12 protein-coding genes and 1 pseudogene are annotated in these 18,568 nt (G+C 76.3%); 1 reads left to right on the top strand and 12 read right to left on the bottom strand.

Annotation, left to right across the window (positions count from 1 at the left end; all coding sequences use genetic code 11):
• The coding region (locus NH602_RS14470) for an ATP-dependent DNA helicase (RefSeq protein WP_253068076.1) at positions 1-3,086 on the bottom strand (3,086 nt) is incomplete at its 3' end.
• 44 nt (positions 3,087-3,130) lie between these two features.
• Between NH602_RS14470 and NH602_RS14475 the strand changes: the two genes are divergently transcribed.
• Entirely contained in the window at positions 3,131-3,412 is a 282-nt protein-coding gene (locus NH602_RS14475) for an MGMT family protein (RefSeq protein ID WP_073578330.1), read from the top strand.
• A 324-nt stretch (positions 3,413-3,736) separates the two neighbouring features.
• Here the strand turns inward: NH602_RS14475 and NH602_RS14480 are convergent, their stop codons facing one another.
• From NH602_RS14480 to NH602_RS14530, 11 genes and pseudogenes are all read right to left on the bottom strand, one after another.
• Positions 3,737-4,519 (bottom strand): putative protein N(5)-glutamine methyltransferase, encoded by a 783-nt coding sequence (locus NH602_RS14480; RefSeq protein ID WP_253068077.1) that lies wholly within the window; start codon positions 4,517-4,519, stop codon positions 3,737-3,739.
• 2 nt (positions 4,520-4,521) lie between these two features.
• Positions 4,522-5,229: a sirohydrochlorin chelatase gene (locus tag NH602_RS14485; protein ID WP_253068078.1), complete on the bottom strand. Its 708-nt coding sequence runs from the start codon at positions 5,227-5,229 to the stop codon at positions 4,522-4,524.
• Positions 5,226-6,416 (bottom strand): uroporphyrinogen-III synthase, encoded by a 1,191-nt coding sequence (locus NH602_RS14490; RefSeq protein ID WP_161151271.1) that lies wholly within the window; start codon positions 6,414-6,416, stop codon positions 5,226-5,228. Before NH602_RS14490 ends, NH602_RS14485 begins: the two co-directional genes overlap by 4 nt.
• A gap of 106 nt (positions 6,417-6,522) precedes the next feature.
• Entirely contained in the window at positions 6,523-6,918 is a 396-nt protein-coding gene (gene nirD, locus NH602_RS14495) for a nitrite reductase small subunit NirD (RefSeq protein ID WP_253068079.1), read from the bottom strand.
• Positions 6,915-9,458 carry a nitrite reductase large subunit NirB gene (gene nirB, locus NH602_RS14500; protein ID WP_253068083.1) on the bottom strand — a complete coding sequence of 848 codons (2,544 nt, stop codon included), beginning with the start codon at positions 9,456-9,458 and terminating at the stop codon, positions 6,915-6,917. Before nirB ends, nirD begins: the two co-directional genes overlap by 4 nt.
• An 11-nt stretch (positions 9,459-9,469) precedes the next feature.
• Positions 9,470-10,909, bottom strand: a complete 1,440-nt coding sequence (locus NH602_RS14505; protein WP_253068080.1) for an FAD-dependent oxidoreductase — start codon at positions 10,907-10,909, stop codon at positions 9,470-9,472.
• A gap of 271 nt (positions 10,910-11,180) precedes the next feature.
• A complete protein-coding gene (locus tag NH602_RS14510; protein WP_253068081.1) occupies positions 11,181-13,328 on the bottom strand; it encodes a molybdopterin oxidoreductase family protein in 2,148 nt (715 codons plus the stop codon).
• Between the two features lie 3 nt (positions 13,329-13,331).
• Positions 13,332-14,705 carry a NarK/NasA family nitrate transporter gene (locus NH602_RS14515; protein ID WP_073578324.1) on the bottom strand — a complete coding sequence of 458 codons (1,374 nt, stop codon included), beginning with the start codon at positions 14,703-14,705 and terminating at the stop codon, positions 13,332-13,334.
• A gap of 131 nt (positions 14,706-14,836) precedes the next feature.
• Complete coding sequence (locus tag NH602_RS14520; RefSeq protein ID WP_253068082.1) at positions 14,837-15,646, bottom strand: NAD(P)-dependent oxidoreductase; 810 nt, start codon at positions 15,644-15,646, stop codon at positions 14,837-14,839.
• A gap of 1 nt (position 15,647) precedes the next feature.
• Entirely contained in the window at positions 15,648-16,475 is an 828-nt protein-coding gene (locus NH602_RS14525; RefSeq protein WP_083474553.1) for a TIGR02569 family protein, read from the bottom strand.
• Between the two features lie 190 nt (positions 16,476-16,665).
• Positions 16,666-18,568: pseudogene (locus tag NH602_RS14530) on the bottom strand (hypothetical protein); the annotation flags it as partial.

An 18,568-nucleotide genomic window follows, 5' to 3' on the forward strand; every position in this document is an offset into this window, starting at 1 on the left:
TCGCCGTCGGTGTCGACCGGCAGGAGCGCGGCCCCCGCCGGGTCGTCGTCGCCCGCACCGATGCCGCCGAGGGGCAGGCCCGGGTCGTCGCCCTCGCTGTCGCCCTCGCCGTCGTCCTCGCCGTCCAGGTCCAGCTGCACCGGCTGCTCGACGGCCACCAGCTCCAGCCCCTCGGTACGGCTGCGGCGGACCCAGTCGTCGAAGGCGGCGAGCATCTCCCGCACCCGGACCAGCTCGCGGCGCCCGAACCACGGCGCCCCGGAGTCCAGCCGCCGCCACGCCGAGCGCAGCGCCTCCTCCAGCTCCACCGGGTCGGCCCCGGCGGCGCGGGCCTGCACCAGCGCGTGCACCAGGGACCCGGTGACCGCCGACAGCGCGCCGGTCTCGTCGCCGCCGTGCCGGGACAGCACCCAGCGCAGCGGGCAGCCGGCGATCGTCTCGACGTCGGAGGGCGAGATCGGGACGAGCTCGCCCTCGGCGCGCAGCGGGGCGCCGTCGGACAGGTCGGCGACGCCGTACCAGTCGTCGGGGTGGGCTCCGGGGACGCCGTCCGCGGCGAGCCGGGCCAGCTGGGTCGCCGCCCGGTGACGACGCGCGGCCCGTCCCGGGTCGCCGTGGTCGGGCTCGGTGACGGCGCGCCGCAGCTCCCCGACCAGCTCGGCCGTCACCAGGGAGCGCTCGGGCCGGTGCACCGGGCGGGCCTCGGCGGCGTCGGCGGGGCGGGGGTCGAGCTCGTCGAGGAACCGGGAGGGCTGCTCCTCCTCCCCCTGCACGGCGCTGACCAGCAGCGTCGTCCGGGCACGGGTGCAGGCGACGTAGAACAGCCGCCGCTCCTCGGCGAGCAGTGGCGCCGTGCGGGAGACCGCGTCGTCGGGGGCGGCGACCCCGCCGACGAGGTCGACGAGCCGTTCGTGGCCGAGCAGGCTGCCGCGCAGCCGTACGTCGGGCCACAGCCCCTCCTGCACCCCGGGCACCGCGACGACCGTCCACTCCCGGCCGCGGGCGCCGTGTGCGGTGAGCAGCTCGACCGCGCCGCCCCGGGGCGCCTGCGGGGCCAGCGTCTCCCCCGGCAGCTGCTGGTCGAGCAGGTACTCCAGGAACCCGCCGACGTCGGCGCCGGGCAGCCGGTCGGTATAGCGGGCGGCCGCGTCGAACAGGGCCAGGACCGCGTCGAGGTCCCGGTCGGCGGCCGCTCCGCCGGGGCCGCCGCGGGCGCTTGCCTCGCTCCAGCGCTTCGCCAGGCCGGTGCGCCGCCACACCTTCCACAACGTCTCCTCGACCTGCTCGCCCGCGCCGATCGAGCGGGCGGCGGCGTCGAGGAGGCGGCCCACGTCGCGCATCGGGGCGGCCTCGGCGGGCGAGAGCATCGGCAGCGGGTCGGGCCGGCCCGCGACGGCGTCGCGCAGCATCCCGACCAGCAACGGGTCGCTGCTCGCCGCGGCCGGGTCGACCTCACCCGCCTCGACGCGCTCGTCGTCGGCGAAGGTCCGCACGTCGTGCCCCGCGGCGGCGTGCATCCGCAGCAGGCCGCGGCGCAGCCGCCGCATCCGCATCGGGTCGCCGCCGCCCAGCGGTGAGGTGAGCAGGGAGGTCGCGAGGTCGGCGTCGAGGGCGGACGGCCGCCATGCCGCGCGCAGCACCAGGAGCAGCGGCACGACGGCGGGCTGGCGCGGCAGCGGCACCTCGTCCGGTGGTGCGGCCAGCGGGACCCCGGCCGCGGCCAGCGCCCGGCGCAGCGCGGGCAGGGTGCGCCGCGCGGACCGGGACAGCACCGCCATGTCCGACCACGGCACCCCGTCGACGAGGTGTGCGCGCCGCAGCCGGTCGGCGATCCAGCCGGCCTCCGCGGAGGGCGACCCGAACACCCGGACCTGCAGGGACTCCCCCACCCCGGCGCCCGCCGCATCCGGCACGGCGTCGGGCACCGGTTCCGGTACCGCGTCCGGGATCGGGTCCGGCACCGCGTGGTCCCCCGGGGCGGGCCCGGGACCGCGACGGGTGCGGGTCACCCCGGCACCGGGCAGCTTCTCGGCCACCCGCAGCCCGGCCGCGCGGACCCCCGGCTGCTGGCGGTGGTCGACGGTGAGGACCTCGGTGGGCGCATCGAGCACCGTCAGGCCCTGCGGGTCCGCACCACGGAAGGTCAGGACCGCCTGGTCGGGGTCGCCCGCGAGCAGCGTGGACCCCGCGTGCTCGGCCAGCGCCGCGACCAGCTCCATCTGCTGCGGGTCGAGGTCCTGCGCGTCGTCCACCAGGAGGTGACGGACCCGGCGCCGCTCCTGCTCCCGCAGGTCCGGGTCCGCGGCCAGGGTGTCCAGCGCGGCGGCGACCAGCTCGGCGGAGTCCAGCGCCGGGGCCGTCGCCTGTGGCGCGCCCCGCCCCGCCGCCCCGCGGAGCAGCGTGACCTCCTCGTAGGTGCGGAAGAACCGGGCCGCGGCGACCCACTCCTCGCGCCCGTGCTCGCGCCCCAGCTCGGCCAGCTCGCGTGGCCCCAGTCCGCGCTCGGCCGCCCGCAGGAGCAGCTCCCGCAGCTCCGCGGCGAACCCGGGCAGCCCGAGGGCCGGGTCGAGCCGCTCCGGCCAGCCCGAGCCGGGGACGGTGCCGCCCCAGCCGTCGATCTCCCCGGCGAGCAGCTCGCGGACCACCACGTCCTGCTCGGCCGAGGCCAGCAGCCGCGGGGGCGGGTCCTCGTAGCGCGCGGCGTGCAGCCGCAACACCCCGAACGCGTAGGAGTGCACCGTCCGCACCAGCAGCTCGCGGGTGGTGCGCACCCCGAAGTCCCCGGCGAGCTCACCCCCTCCCGCGGTCAGCAGCGACGTGAGCCGGCCACGCAGCTCCTCCGCGGCCCGGCGGCTGCCCACCAGCAGCAGCACCGACCCCGGCGGCTCCCCGGCCCGGATGCGGCGGACGACCGCGTCGAGCAGCAGGCTCGTCTTGCCCGTGCCCGGGCCGCCCAGCACCCGCAGCGCGCCGCGCTCGTGCGCGAGCACCCGCGAGGCGGCACCGGTCCACTCCCGCACGGGAGCGGGCCGGGGGTCCGCACGCACCAGGCGCGGCGACGCCTGCTCGGGGGCTGTTCGGCTCATGGGGCGATGAGACCACGGGGCACCGACAGCGTCAGACTGCAGGCGTGGACTCCGAGACCCTGGAACGGGTGCGCGAGGTCGTCCGGTCGATCCCGCCCGGGCAGACCCTCAGCTACGGCGAGGTGGCCGAGCTGGCCGGGATCCGCTCGGCGCGCCTGGTCGGCCGGATCCTCGCCGAGGACGGCCACGACCTGCCGTGGCACCGGGTGCTGCGCTCCGACGGGCGCTCGGCCCCGCACATCGCCGCCGAGCAGGCGGCCCGGCTGCGGGCCGAGGGGATCCTGATGGTCGACGGCCGGCTGCCCCGCGAGCACCGCAGACGCTGAGCCGGTCCTCGGCCTCGCGGAGCTGCCGCGCCTGCTCGACGCCGTCGCGACCGAGGGCTCCGGATCCCGCTGCGGGTGGCGGAGCTGGGCGACGTGGAGCGGGCCTGGACCGCGGACGCTCCCGGACGTCTGGTGGTCACGACAGCCTGAGCGCTCTGCTCACCATGACGCAGCACGTGGCCCGCCGCCCGATCGAGGCGCACGTTCTCGCCCTCGCCGGGGCGGGAACGTGCATCTCGATGCGCCGGGCCGAGCGACGTCACGAGGCTCGACGGGGCTGCCGGGGCTGCTGCGTATCGGTGAGCAGAGCAAACGGGCGGCCGATCAGGGCGCCGCGCGACCTTCCACCCAGGTCGCGTCGCGGTCCTGGTCGTGCCCGATGTGCGCGACGAGACCGTGCCCGCCGAACACCTCCGCCAGCACCGGAGCCTGGGCCGTGCCCGTCTCGATCAGCAGCGCCCCGCCCGGCGCGAGCCACTCCCCCGCCCCCGCGGCCACCCGGCGGGCCGGGTCGAGGCCGTCGCGGCCGCCGTCGAGTGCGGTACGGGGCTCGTGGTCGCGGGCCTCCGGGGGCATCGAGCCGATCGCGCCGCTGGGCACGTAGGGGGTGTTCGCGACGAGCACGTCGACGCGTCCCCGCAGCCCGGTGGGCAGCGCGGCGAACAGATCACCGGTGTGCACCGTCCCCACCCCGGCCAGGTTCTCCGCGGCACAGACGGTCGCGACCGGGTCGGCGTCGGCGGCGTGGAGGTCGACGGCGGCCCGGCGCGCGACGGCGAGCCCGAGCGCCCCGCAGCCGCAGCACAGGTCGACCACGAGCGGGCGCCCGGGATGCGCGGATCCCGGCAGCGCGGCGACGGCCGCGTGCACCAGCGCCTCGCTGCGACGGCGCGGCACGAACACCCCCGGGGTGACCCGCACGGTCAGCCCGTCGAAGTCCACCCGGCCGAGGACCTGCTCGAGCGGCTCCCCGGCGATGCGGCGGCGGACCAGCACCTCCAGCTCCGGCCCGTCGGCCGCCGCGGCGAGCAGCGCGGCCTCGTCCTCGGCGAACACACAGCCCGCCGCCCGGAGCCGGGCGACCAGGTCCGGGTCGGGCCGGGGCACGGTCAGGCGGCGAGCACCGCGGCGGCCCCGGCGGCGTAGCGCTTGAGGACGGCGGTCACCACGTCGTCGTGCACTCCCAGCGGGTCGGCGACGACGTCGCCCCCCGATCCGAGCAGCCGCGTCTGGAAGACCCCGGGGGCCAGGAGCCAGGACGCGACCGCGACCCGCCGCTCCCCGGCGTCGTGCAGCCGGGCGACCAGCTCGGTCACCGACGGGCTGCCGGTGGCGGCGAACCCGACCGGGACCGGACGGCCGACCCGGCGGGCGAGCATTCCGGCGCTCGCGTGCACCTGGGCGACCGCGGACGGGTCCGACGAGCCGGCCGCCGCGAGGACGACGGCGTCGCCGTCGCGGTAGCCGGCCGTGCGCAGCCGGTCCAGGGCCGCGGCGGCGAGCAGCGGGTCGGGACCCATGGAGCGGGTGACCGGGAACCGGGCCGGGTCGGCGCCGACCTCGGCGAGCTGGGCGGGCAGGTCGGTGCGCACGTGGTAGCCGGCGGCGAGGAACGCGGGGACGACGACGGCACCGTCGTGGCCGCGGTCCCGCAGCCCGATCACGGCGTCGACGACCGTGGGACCGCGGACGTCGACGTAGCAGACCTCGACCTGCGGGCCGCGTGCGGCGACGGCCGCGGCGAGCGACCGGATCACCGCGTCGGCGGCGTCGGAGCGCGACCCGTGCGCGACGAGGAGCAGCGGGAGCCCGGTCACCGGGTCACCTCCGGGTCCTCGGCGCAGTGCGCGCCGTGCTCGGGTTCGAGTGCGAGCCGGTAGCCGCGGCGCACCACGGTCTGCACCAGGCCGGGGACACCGAGCGCCGCGCGGAGCCTGCCGATCGCGTTCTCGACGGCGTGCTCGTCGCCCGCCCCACCGGGCTGCGCGGCGAGCAGCTCGGCGCGGGACACGACACGGCCGGGACGTTTGGCGAGCAGCCGCAGCAGCGCCATGGGCGTCGGCGGCAACGGGCACAGCGTGCCGTCGACGAGCACCGCGTGTCCGCGCAGCTCCAGCTGGTGGCCGCCGACCGGGAGCCTGCGGGCGCGGGCCGGGGCGACGGACTCGCAGGTCCGCACCATCGCGCCGAGCCGGGAGCGCTGCGGCTGCACGGTCGGCACGTCGAGCGCCTCCAGCGGCGCCGCGGTGACCGGGCCGACGCACAGCGCCAGCACGGGGCCGCGCAGCGCGGTGAGCAGGTCCTCGCGGAGCCCACGCTCCCCGGCGCGGGCGAGGATCCCGGCCGCGGCGGGAGCGCTGGTGAACGACAGGACGTCGATCCCGCCGGCCAGGGTGGTGTCGATCAGCCGGTCCAGCGGGCCGAGGTCCAGCGGCGGCGCCCACCGGTAGACCGGCACCGTGACGACCTCGGCGCCCGCCATCTCCAGGGCGTCGACGACGTCGGGCAGCGGCTCGCCGTGCAGCTGCACCGCGATGCGGCTGCCCTCGACGCCGCGGTCGAGCAGGTGTTCCAGTACCTCGGCGGTGGACTCCGACTCGGGGGACCAGGCGTCGACCAGGCCCGACGCGCGGATCGCGCCACGTGCCTTGGGGCCGCGGGCGAGCATCTCCGAGCGGCCGAGCGCGGCGAGCAGGTCCTCGCCCAGCCCCCAGCCGTCGGCGGCCTCGATCCAGCCGCGGTAGCCGATCCCGGTGGTCGCGACGGTGATGTCCGGTGGTGCCGCGACGAGCTCGCGGGTGCGGGTCTCGAGGTCGGCGTCGTCGGCGAGGGCCACGATGCGCAGCGCGGGCCCGTGCTGGATGGTTGCCCCGCGGCGCTCCAGCATCGTGGCGAGCTCCTCGGCGCGCCGGGCGGCGGTGATGCCGACGGTGAACCCGGCCAGCGGTGGCACCGCGGCCGCGTCGGGCGCGGCGGCGGTGTCTCGTGCGGCGGATCGGGTCACCGGTTCTCCGTTCCTCCGATACCCCGGCCGGCCGGCGCGGAGGACGCGCGGAGGTCGCCGGGAGCGTCGCGGGTGGTGGTGGGCACGACGGCGTGGGAAGGCCCGTTCACCGTAGCCCGACCTGCAGCGCGTCGCCCATGACCCGCACCGCGAACGCGGGCAGGCTCACAGCGTCGCCGTCGGCACCGTCGAGGCAGCGGCCGTCGCGCAGGGCGAAGACCTGCTTGTACAGCGGCGAGGCAATGGTCGGTTCGCCGCCGCGGTCGCCGACGATGCCGCGCGAGACGACCGCGGCCCCGGTGAACGGGTCGATGTTGCCCAGGGCGTACACCGAGCCGTCGGCGAGACGGAACAACGCGACCTGGGTGTCGCCGACGAGTGCGGCGGCCCCCCGGCCGGGCTGCAGCCGGTCCACCGGGCAGACGGTGAGCCAGCCGGTGGGCTCGGTCCCGGCCGGGGCGGGCGCGGCGGTCGTGGTGGTCGCGTCGAGCCGGGTGGTCATCGGGAGGACACCTCCGGGAGGCCGATCAGGACGGGCTCGTCGGGACGGCCGGGTGCCGGGACGTTCTGTCCCCGCTCCTCGACGAACCGGACGGTGGGGTCGGGGGTGTCGGGCGCGTTGACGAAGGAGACGAACCGCTCCAGCTTCTGCGGGTCGGCCAGGACGCCGGCCCACTCGTCGGCGTAGGAGTCGACGTGACGGGCCATCGCGGCGTCGAGCTCGCCGCAGATACCGAGCGAGTCGTCGACGATCACGGCGCGCAGGTGGTCCAGCCCGCCCTCCATCGCCTCGATCCACGGCGCGGTGCGCTGCAGCCGCTCGGCGGTGCGGACGTAGAACATCAGGAACCGGTCGATCGTCCGGACCAGCGTCGCGGTGTCCACGTCGGACACGAGCAGCTCGGCGTGGCGCGGGGTGAAGCCGCCGTTGCCGCCGACGTAGAGGTTCCAGCCGTGCTCGGTGGCGATCACGCCGAAGTCCTTGGACCGGGCCTCGGCGCACTCGCGCGCGCAGCCGGAGACGCCGGACTTGAGCTTGTGCGGGCTGCGCAGCCCGCGGTAGCGCAGCTCCAGCTCGACGGCGAGGCCGACCGAGTCCTGCACGCCGTAGCGGCACCAGGTCGTGCCGACGCAGGACTTCACGGTGCGCAGCGACTTGCCGTACGCGTGGCCGGACTCGAACCCGGCGTCGACCAGGCGGCGCCAGATCGCCGGCAGGTCCTCGACGCGGGCGCCGAACATGTCGATCCGCTGTCCGCCGGTGATCTTGGTGTAGAGCCCGTAGTCGCGGGCGACCTCGCCGATGACGATCAGGCCCTCGGGGGTCACCTCGCCGCCGGCGATCCGCGGCACCACCGAGTAGGTGCCGTTGCGCTGCATGTTCGCGAGGAAGTGGTCGTTGGTGTCCTGCAGGGTCGCCCGCTCGCCGTCGAGGACGTGCTCGTTGTAGAGCGTCGCGAGGATCGACCCGACGACCGGCTTGCAGATGTCGCAGCCCGACCCGCGGCCGTACCGGGAGATCAGCGCGGAGAACGAGGTGATGCCCGCCCCGGCGACGATCTCGAAGAGCTCGGCGCGGGAGTGGTCGAAGTGCTCGCACAGGGCCTTCGAGACCTCGACGCCCTGCTGGGCCAGGATCCGGGCGAGCGCCGGGACGCACGAGCCGCAGGTGGTACCGGCGCGGGTGCACGCCTTCAGCTCCGGCACGGTGTGCGCACCGTCGGCGATCGCCGCGCACAGCGTGCCCTTGGTGACGGCGTTGCACGAGCAGATCTGGGCCGAGTCCGGCAGCGCGGACGCGTCGGGCTCGGCGCCGCCCTTGGAGATGAGGGTGACCGGGTCGTCGGGCAGCCGGGACCCGACCAGCGGGCGCAGCGCGCCGTAGCGCGACGCGTCGCCGACCAGGACACCGCCGAGCAGGGTGGACGCGTCGTCGGACACGACCAGCTTGGAGTAGGTCCCCTCGACCGGGTCGTTGACGACGATCTCCAGCGCGCCCTCGGTGACCGCGTGCGCGTCGCCGAAGCTGGCGACGTCGACGCCGAGCAGCTTGAGCTGGGTGGACATGTCCAGCTCCTCGGGCGTCATCCGGGCCTCACCGCCGAGCAGCCGGTCCGCGACGACCTCGGCCATCGCGTAGCCGGGTGCGACCAGGCCGTAGGTGCGGCCCTCCAGCGCGGCGCACTCGCCGATCGCCCAGACGGCGTCGTCACGGGTGCGGCAGCGGTCGTCGACCCAGACGCCGCCGCGCTCGCCGACCGGCAGGCCGCAGTCGCGGGCGAGCTGGTCGGAGGCCCGGATGCCGGCGGAGAACACGACCAGGTCGGCGTCGAGCTCGACGCCGTCGGACAGCGTCCCGACCAGCCGGCCGCGGTCGGTGGACACCGCGGCCAGCGACACCCCGGTCCGCACGGCGATGCCCTGCGCGGTGACCAGCCTCTCGAGCAGCGCACCGCCGCCCGCGTCGACCTGCACCGGCATCAGCCGCGGTGCGATCTCGACGACCTGCGGGGACAGCCCGAGCAGCCGCATCGCGCGCGCCGCCTCCAGGCCCAGCAGCCCGCCGCCGACGACGATCGCCGACGGCCGCCCCTTGCGGGCCGGGTCGTCGGCGGCGGCCGCGGCGGCCGCCTTGATCGCGTCGAGGTCGTCGAGGGTGCGGTAGACGAAGCACCCGGGCAGGTCCTTGCCGGGGACCGGCGGGACGAACGGGTACGAGCCGGTGGCGAGCACCAGCGCGTCGTAGATCAGGGTGCGGCCGGACGCGGTGGTGACGCGGCGGGCGTCGCGGTCGACCGTCGCGACGGCGTCACCGAGGTGGTAGGTCACCAGCGGGTCGCCGCGCAGCTCGTCGTCGTCGAGGCGCAGCTCCTCCTCGGAGCGTCCGTCCACGTAGGAGGACAGGGCGACCCGGTCGTAGGCGCGGCGGGTCTCCTCGCCGAGGACGGTGATCTCCCAGTCCCCGGCGGTGTCCCGGTCCCGCATCGCGGCGACGAGGCGGTGGCCCACCATGCCGTTCCCGACGACGACCAGACGGCTCATGCTCTGCTCCTTCATGCCGCGCTCTCCTGCGGCGGGTCGATGTCGGCCAGCCAGTCCCGGATCCCGCAGACGACGTCGCGGCAGCTCCCGCAGCCGGTGGCGGCCCGGGTGCGCCGCGACAGCGCGTCGACGTCGTGGGCGCCCGCGCGCCACGCGGTGACCAGCGCGTTCTTGGTGACGCTGTTGCAGCGGCAGACCACGGCACTTCCCGGCATCCGGACCGGGTCGGTGGCGGGCGACGTCTCGCCGGGCAGGGCGCGGCCGAGCAGCAGCGCGAGCCGGTCGGAGGGAGCGGGGGCGCCGGAGTCGTACAGCTCGGTGATCATGGCTGCGGCGTCGGGGAGTCCCATGAGGACGGCCCCGACGACGCGGTCGTCGCGCAGCGCGAGCACGCCGTAGCGGCCGCGGCGGGGGTCGGAGACGCGCAGCTCCTCGTCGCCCGCGGTGGGGTCGCCGAGGGCGGCGAGGTCGATGCCGCGGGCCTTGAGCCGGGTGACCGGGCGGGTGCCGCGGTAGCGCGCGGCCGGGTCGGTGCCGGTCAGCAGGTCGGCGAGGACGGCGGCCTGCTCCCAGCCGGACTGCACGAGCCCGCCCGGGGCGCCGGCGTGCTGCGCGCAGTCGCCGAGGGCGTGCACCCGGCCGTCGTCGGTGGCGAGGCGGTCGTCGACCAGGATCCCCCGGTCGACCGCGAGCCCGGCGTCGGCGGCCAGCCCGGTGTTCGCACGCACCCCGGCGGCGACGACGACGTGGTCCGCGGCGATCCGGGAACCGTCGTCGCAGTCCAGGCCGGTCTCGGGGTCCCAGGCCTTGGCGCCGACACCGCAGCGGACGTCGACCCCGAGCCCGCGCAGCGCGGTCGCGAGCACCTCACCGGCGCCCGCGTCGAGCTGGCGCTCCATCAGGTGGGTGCGCGGGTGCACGAGGGTGACGGCGACACCGCGTCCGGCGAGCCCGCGGGCGGCCTCGACCCCGAGCAGACCGCCCCCGACCACGGCGATCCGCGCACCCGGCACGGCCGCGTCGAGGATGCGCCCGCAGTCGTCGAGGTCGCGGAACAGGCTCACGCCGCGGGCCGGCACCTCCGGGGCCCCGGGGTCGGCGAGACCGTCGACCGGCGGCAGCCAGGCGCGACAGCCGGTGGCGAGAACCAGCTCGTCGTAGGGGTGGACGGTGCCGTCGTCGGCGTGGACGACGCGCGCGGTCCGGTCGAGCGCCGTCGCCGCGACGCCGGTCTGCAGGTCGACGCCGTCGACGGCGGGCAGCGCGACCATGGCGGGCCGCAGCCCGCCGGCGAGCACGGTGGACAGCAGCACCCGGTTGTACGCGGGGCGGGACTCCGCGCCGAGGACGGTGAGCGTCACCCGCTCACCGTCCGGGTCGCGCCGGCGGACCTCCTCCACGAAACGGGCACCGACCATGCCGTGCCCGATCACCACCACGCGCCTGCTCATGACACCGACGGTAGGAACGGGGGGTTACGGGCAGAACGCCGGCCGTTGCACGGGCGTTACGAGGTCCTCATTCTCGGCGGGCGGCGTCCGTGAGCCGGGACCTCGCAGCGGTTCCTCCCACCTCGCAGCCTCTGCAGGGTGTGCGAGGTGGGGCGGGACCGTGCGAGGTGCGCCTGTCGCAGCGAGGGCGGCGCCCACCGCCCGCGCGGTGATCCGCAGAGCGCGCGGTGATCCGCAGAGCGCGCGTGTCCCGACGCGCGCGAGCAGCGGATCAGCGCGCGGACCGACCCGCGCCGGTGGGGCTCAGCTCGGCGGCGGTGCCGGTCCCGGATCCGTCGGACGGGTTCCGGCCCGGCGAGGCGGGTTCCAGCCGCACCGCGGCCACCTTGAACTCCGGCATCCGGCTCACCGGGTCCAGGGCCGGGTTGGTGACGTTGTTCGCCGCCCCCGCCCCACCGAAGTGGAAGGGCAGGAACACCGTGTCCGGGCGCAGCGAGGCGACGCAGCGGACGCGCGCCGTCGTCGTCCCGCGACGGGACACGACGTCGGCCAGGTCGCCGTCGGCGAGACCGTGCCGGGCGGCGGTGTCCGGGTGCACCTCGACGAACGCCTCGGGCACGACGTCCGCCAGCTCGGCGACCCGCCGGGTCTGCGCGCCGGACTGGTAGTGCACCAGCACCCGCCCGGTCGTCACGGTCAGCGGGAAGCCGCCGCCCGTGCCCTCGTCCGGCTCGACGTGGTCGACCGGCAGCATCCGGGCACGTCCGTCGGGGTGGCCGAAGCGCTCGGTGAACAGCCGCGGGGTCCCGGGGTGGTCGTCGGCGGGGACCGGCCAGTGCAGGGCCTCGCCCGCGTCGAGCCGGTCGTAGGACACGCCCGCGTAGTCGGCGATCCCACCGGCCGAGGCGCGCCGCAGCTCGTCGAACACGGTCCGCGGGTCGGCGGGGAACTCCCCCGGCGCGTCGAGGGCCGCGGCCAGTGCGGCGATCACTTCGAGGTCGGTGCGCACCCCGGGCGGCGGGGCGAGCGCGCGACGGCGGCGCAGGACCCGTCCCTCCAGGTTCGTCATGGTCCCCTCCTCCTCCGCCCACTGGGCGACGGGGAGCAGGACGTCGGCGCGCAGCGCGGTCTCGCCGGGCAGCACGTCGGCGACGACGAGCAGATCCAGTGCGTCGAGCCGCTCGGCGACGGCGCGGGCGTCGGGCGCGGAGACGAGCACGTTCGAGCCGAACACCAGCAGCGCACGCGGACCGCCGGGGCGGCCGAGGGCGTCGAGGAGCTCGACCGCGCTGCGGCCGGGCCCGGGGATCGAGGGCTCGGGCACCCCCCACACCCGTGCGACGTGCGCGCGGGCGGCCGGGTCGGCGATGTGCCGGTAGCCGGGGAGCTGGTCGGACTTCTGTCCGTGCTCGCGCCCGCCCTGGCCGTTGCCCTGCCCGGTGATCGTCCCGAACCCGGAGCCGGGGCGGCCGGGCAGGCCGAGTGCCAGCGACAGGTTGATCCACGCAGCGACGGTGTCGACGCCGTGCGCGTGCTGCTCGGCACCGCGCGCGGTGAGCACGTAGCGCCGCGTGGACTCCGCGAGCCACCGCACGACGGTGCGCATGTCGGTGGCGGCGACCCCGCAGACCCGCTCCGCGCGCTCGGGCCACCACTGCGAGGCGATCGCCCAGACGTCGTCGAAACCGGTCGTCCGGTCGTCCACGTAGGACAGATCGAGGTGCCCGTCGACGACGGCGGCGTGCAGCATCCCCAGCGCCAGGACCAGGTCGGTGCCCGGGCGCGGCGCCAGGTGCAGCCCGCCGGAGGCGAGCGCGCGCTCCGCGGTCGGTGTGCGCCGCGGGTCGACGACGACCAGGCGCGCGCCGGTCAGGTGCGACATCAGGGGCGGCATGGTCTCGGCGACGTTCGCGCCGGCGAGGACGACCAGCTCGGCGTCGTCGAGGTCGGTGACGGGGAACGGCAGCCCGCGGTCGACGCCGAAGGCCCGGTTGCCCGCGGCGGCCGCCGAGGACATGCAGAACCGTCCGTTGTAGTCGATCTGGCTGGTGCCCAGCGCGACCCGGGCGAACTTCCCGAGCAGGTAGGCCTTCTCGTTGGTCAGCCCGCCCGCGCCGAACACCGCGACCGAGTCGGGTCCGTACTCGGCACGCAGGGCGGCGAGCCGAGCGGCGACGCCGGTGAGCGCGTCGTCCCAGCCGGTCTCGACGAAACCGGCCGCCCGCGAGGTCCTGACCAGCGGCGACGTCAGGCGTTGCGGATGGGTGAGCAGAGCGCCGGAGGTCCAGCCCTTCTGACACATGCCCCCGGCGTTGGTCGGGAAGTCACGGGCGTCGACCTCGCCGGACGGGCCGACCCACTGCCCGCACTGCAGGGCGCAGTACGGGCAGTGGGTGGCGGTCCGGCCCTCCGGACCCACGGCTCAGACCCGGGCCATCGCGGCGGCCTCGGTGCTCCCGGCCAGTGCCGGGCGCGGCCGCAGGTACACGGCCCAGGTGACACCGATGCAGAGGACGTAGAAGGCCAGGAAGCCCCAGAACGCGGGCGTGCCGGACTGCACCGTCATGAACGACTGACGGAAGGCGAGGTTGATGAACAGCCCGCCCAGCGCGCCGACCGCACCGGCGATGCCGATGACGGCGCCGGACAGCCGTCGCGCGGTGTCGAACGAGGTCCCGCGGTCCGCGCCCCCGGCGATCGCGACGCGCGCCCGCCCGGTGAAGATCGCCGGGATCATCTTGTAGGTCGACCCGTTGCCGACGCCGGACAGCGTGAACAGGGCGATGAAGCCGATCGTGAACAGCGTCAGCGACTCGATCCCCGACGCGAAGATGATCACCAGCGTGGCGACGGCCATGCCGACGAAGTTCCACAGGGTGACCATCGCGCCGCCGAACCGGTCGGCGAGCTTGCCGCCGTAGGGGCGGATCAGCGACCCGATGAGCGGGCCGATGAAGGTGACCGCGGCGGCCTGCAGCGGCGTCCGGTCGAACTGGTTCTGCAGGACCAGGCCGAAGGCGAACGAGTAGCCGATGAACGATCCGAACGTCCCGATGTAGAGGAACGACATGATCCACGTCTGGCGGTCGCGGCAGGCCTCGGTGAACGCGCCGGTGTCGTTGGACATCGCGGCGATGTTGTCCATCCGCTTCCACGCCAGGAACGCCGAGATCGCGATGAACGGCAGGTAGACCGCCAGCAGCACCCGCGGGGAGCCCGCGCCGAGGGTGGCGATGACGAGCAGGCCGAGCAGCTGTGCGACCGGCACGCCGAGGTTGCCGCCGCCGGCGTTGAGCCCCAGCGCCCAGCCCTTCTCCTTCTCCGGGAAGAACGCGTTGATGTTCGCCATCGACGACGCGAAGTTGCCGCCGCCGACCCCGGCGACCGCGGCGACGACCAGCAGCGTCGTGTACGACACGCCCGGCTCCAGCACGACCATCGCCAGGATCGTGGGCACGATCAGCAACGACGCCGCGAAGATCGTCCAGTTGCGGCCGCCGAAGCGGGCGACGGCGAAGGTGTAGGGCAGCCGCAGGATCGACCCGACCAGCGTGGGTACGGCGACCAGGAAGAACTTCTGCGCCGCGGTGAACCCGTACTCGGGCCCCATGAACAGCACCAGGACCGACCAGATGGTCCAGATCGAGAAGCCGATGTGCTCGGAGAAGATCGACTGCCACAGGTTGCGACGGGCGATCGCCGAGCCTGTGCGCTGCCAGAACCCCTCGTCCTCGGGGTCCCAGTGGTCGATCCAGCGGCCGCCGATGCGGCGCCCCGGGGCAGAGGTGGTGGTCACGGATCGGTCTCCTGATCGCCGGCGGTCACGTCGTCGACGACGCTAGGGAGCCCCAGTTTCCGACGGGTGGCCCCGTGTGACACCCCCGCAACGCTTATCTCACACGGGTGTCGCGACGGCTGTGAGCCGCCTCAGCGCATCGGGACGCCGAGCGGGGCGTCGCAGAACGCGCCGCCCACCCGGTGGTGCACCGGGTCGGCCGGGTCCGGCTCCGCGCCGTCGAGGAGCTCCTCGGCGAAGACCTCGGCGTCATCGCGCGGGTGGAAGCCGATCGCGGCGCCCTCCGCCGGCGACCACCAGCGACGGGTGTTGGCCGACACGCCCCACACGACGTGGTGGCCGCGGGTGCCGGGGGCGACGGCCGCCTCGACCAGGCGGGCGGCGTCGTCCGGGGACAGCCAGGTCGCGAGCATCCGGGCGTTCGACGGCCGCGGGAAGCAGCTGCCGATCCGCGCGGAGACCACGGTCAGGCCGAACCGCTCGTGGTAGAGCCTGCCCAGCCCCTCCATCGCATGCTTGGACCAGCCGTAGTAGGTGTCCGGGGCGGGCCCCACGGTCGCCGGCAGCGGGACGCCGTCGTCGCGGGTGCGGAAGCCCGCGGCGTGGTTGCTGGAGGCGAGCACGACGGTCCGCACCCCGGCGGCGACCGCCGCGTCGAGCACGGTGCGGGTCGCCTCGACGTTGACGGCGAGGATGTCGTCCCAGCCCGCCTCACCGCTGATCCCGGCGAGGTGGACGACGGCGTCGGCACCGGCCGTCGCGGCGGCGACCGCGTCCGGGTCGGTCACCGAGCCGGTGCGGACCTGCTCGCCGGGACGGGCCTGCAGCTCCGCGGTGTCGAGCAGGCGCAGGATCCGGCCGTCGCGGGCCAGCCGGGGACGTAACAACGTCCCCATGTTCCCCGCGGCGCCGGTGAGCAGCAGCGTGCTGGGAGCGGCCACGTCAGAGCCGGCGGCTGACCAGGCTCGCGACCCGCTCGATCCCGGTGAGCGACTCGGTCGTCGCGTCCGGGTGCTGGGCGTGCAGGGCCAGCCGGTAGAGCACCGCCCGCAGCAGCGACTGCGGCCACTCGGGCAGCTCCGACCAGCGCTCGATCAGCTCCTCGTCGGCACCGCCCCAGGCGACCGCGTCGACGACGACGACCGCCGCCGCCCACTCCGCGGGCCGCCAGAACGGCACGAGGTCGAGCACCGCGGGCCGCCCCGTCGGGTCGAACAGCATGGCGCCGAACAGCTCGCCGTGCACGACCTGCGGGGTGAGCCGGATCGTGCGGCGGTGCGCGGCGAGCTCGGCGAACAGCCGGCCGCCGGTCTCGGGGTGCAGGTCCAGGCGGCGCTCGCCGAACGCAGCGGCCGCGGACCGGGACAGCAGGTCGTCGCGGTCGTCGAGCAGGCGCGGGCGCAGCACGGTCGCGGTGGCGGCGTGCAGCCGCAGCGACGCGGCGACGACCTCGTCGTGCCGCGGCTCGGGGACGCCGGGCACGTGCCGGGACGCGGCCCAGCCGCCCACGACCCACCGGCCGTCCGAGCTGCGGACGGGGCGGGCGAGGCGGACGCCGTCGACCTCGAGGTTCTCCAGGACCGTCGCCGACCAGGCGGCGACGACGTGGTCGGACACCGGCCGCAGCAGCACGTCGCCGCACTGCCAGGCCCGCTGGCCCGCCCACACGACGGGACGGGGGGACGTCTCGCGCACGCCGAAGGCGGTGCGGACGTGCTCGGGCAGGACGCTCGCGGCCGGCGCGGTGGCGAGCGTGCGGGCAGCGGTCACAGCGGGGACGGTACCCGCGTCATCGGCCCGCGATCGTCGCGCCACGCCCGAACCGCGCGACGCGCCACGACCGATCGGGTGAACGGTGGACCGATCGGGGCCGGTGGAGCGGCCACCGGGCCGCGCGCGGGGGCGCTCCCCACGGCCTCCAGGTGGACGGCTCCGTACGAGCCGGCCGCGGGCGGCCCCGTCAGTACCAGGAGCTGCCGCCGTCCTGGTCCGAGTCCGACCCCGACGACCCCGACGACCCCGACGACCGCGAGCCGGAGTCCGAGGACGAGGAGCGGGAGCCGTCCGAGCTGCTGCTCCGCGACGACCCCGAGTCCGACGACCCCGAGTCCGAGGAGGACGAGGAGCCCGAGCCGGACGACCGGGACGACGACGAGCCCGAGTCCGACGACCGGGCGGACGAACCGGAGTCCGAGGACCGGGACGACCGCGACCCCGAGGACCCGGAGTCGGAGTCCGATCCGGAGGAGCGGGACCCGGAGGACCGTGAGTCCGATCCCGAGCCGTCGGAGGAGCCGGACGAGCCGCCGGACCGGGCCCCGGAGGACCCGCTGCGCTCGGCCATCTGCTCCGCCGCCTGCCGGTCGGCCTCCGCCAGCACCGGAGCCGCCGCCTCCCGCCCCATGGCGGACTCGACGTAGGACCCGGCCACGGCGCTGACGATGCCGCCGGAGCCGCGGCTCCCGCCGGACCCCTGCGCTCCCGAGCCGGAGCGCTCCGTGCCGGAGCTCTCCGACGGGGCGGTCGACGCGGACGGGCTCGCAGCGGACGCGGCCGCGCGCGGCGAGGGCTCCTCCCGCGGCGCGGGGTCCTTCCGCGGCGCGGGGGCGGACCGGGCAGGGGCCTCGTCGGACGGACCGGAGGAGCCGGAGGACCCGGCGTCCGAGCCGCCGGAACCCGAGCCGGACTTCTTCCCGGTCAGCCCGCCCGCGACGTCGTCGACGCCCCGGCCCAGCGATTCGGCGGTGTCCCCGACGCCCTGCGCGGCCTCGCCGACGCCGTTTCCGACCTTCTTGACCGGCCCCTCGGACGACGCCGGTACGACCTCGGGCCGATCGGCCTTCTTCGCGGCGCCCGAACCCGCACCCGAACCCGCGCCCGGACCCGCACCGGAGCCCGCGCCGTCCCCGGGGCCCGGCTCGCCACCGGTCAGGCCGGCGACGCCGTCGGCGGCACCGGACACGGCACCACCCAGCTTCTCCCCCGGGCCTGCGTCACGGCCGGGCGTGCCGCCCGGGCCGCGGGCCGAGGCGCCCTCCGGCCCCTCGGCCCGCGGCCGGGTCTCGTCCAGCGGGCCCCGCGGGTCCGGCGGGCCACTGGTGCCGACGTCGTCGCGCTCGCGGTCCCCGGCGGTCTCCCGGCCCCCGGCCAGTACCTCGGGGTTGCGGCGCACCCCGGACGACTCCGGGGTGGCGGGGTCCTCGCCGCGGGCGAGGGCCAGCACGTCGTCGGAGACCTTCTCGGTCTCGTCGCCGTCGCCGGGCAGCGGGGCGGTGCGGGCCCGGTCGATGCCGTCGTCGATGGCGGCCAGCCGCTCCGCGCAGGCGTCACGGTTGCGGGCGCGCAGGTCGCGCTGCTCCTCCAGCGACGCGGCCGCGGCCATCTGGTCGGGAGTCCGGCGGGTGGCCGGCGGCAGGTCGGCGACGATCCGGTCCATCTCGGCGAGCTGCTGCTCTGCGGCGGCCAGCGCGTCCACGGCGTCCTGCCGGGACGTGTAGACCTGCAGCTGCGACTGCAGGGCGGCACGCTGCTGGAGCAGGGTGTCGCGCTGCTGCTGCAGCTTCGCGACCGCGGCCGGGGTGCGGTCCGACTCGTGCGCGGACGCCTGCCAGGTCCGTTCGCTCGCGTTGAGCGTCCCGAGCTTGTCGTCGAGCGCCGCCAGCGCGATGCGGGCCTGCCCGGCCCACTGGTCGGCGGTGCGGTCCTGCGGCGCCGGGACCGCGGTCACCGCCGGCGAGGTCGTCAGGGCGTACCCGCCGAGGAGCACGGCCGTCGCCCCGATCAGGGCCAGCGTGCGCCGGTGCCGCAGCGGGCTGCGCGGGGCACGCAGCGGTCCGGGGCGGTCCGGGCCCGCCGACGCGACC

The organism is Pseudonocardia sp. McavD-2-B (assembly GCF_024124365.1).
In the GTDB taxonomy this organism is placed as follows: domain Bacteria; phylum Actinomycetota; class Actinomycetes; order Mycobacteriales; family Pseudonocardiaceae; genus Pseudonocardia; species Pseudonocardia alni.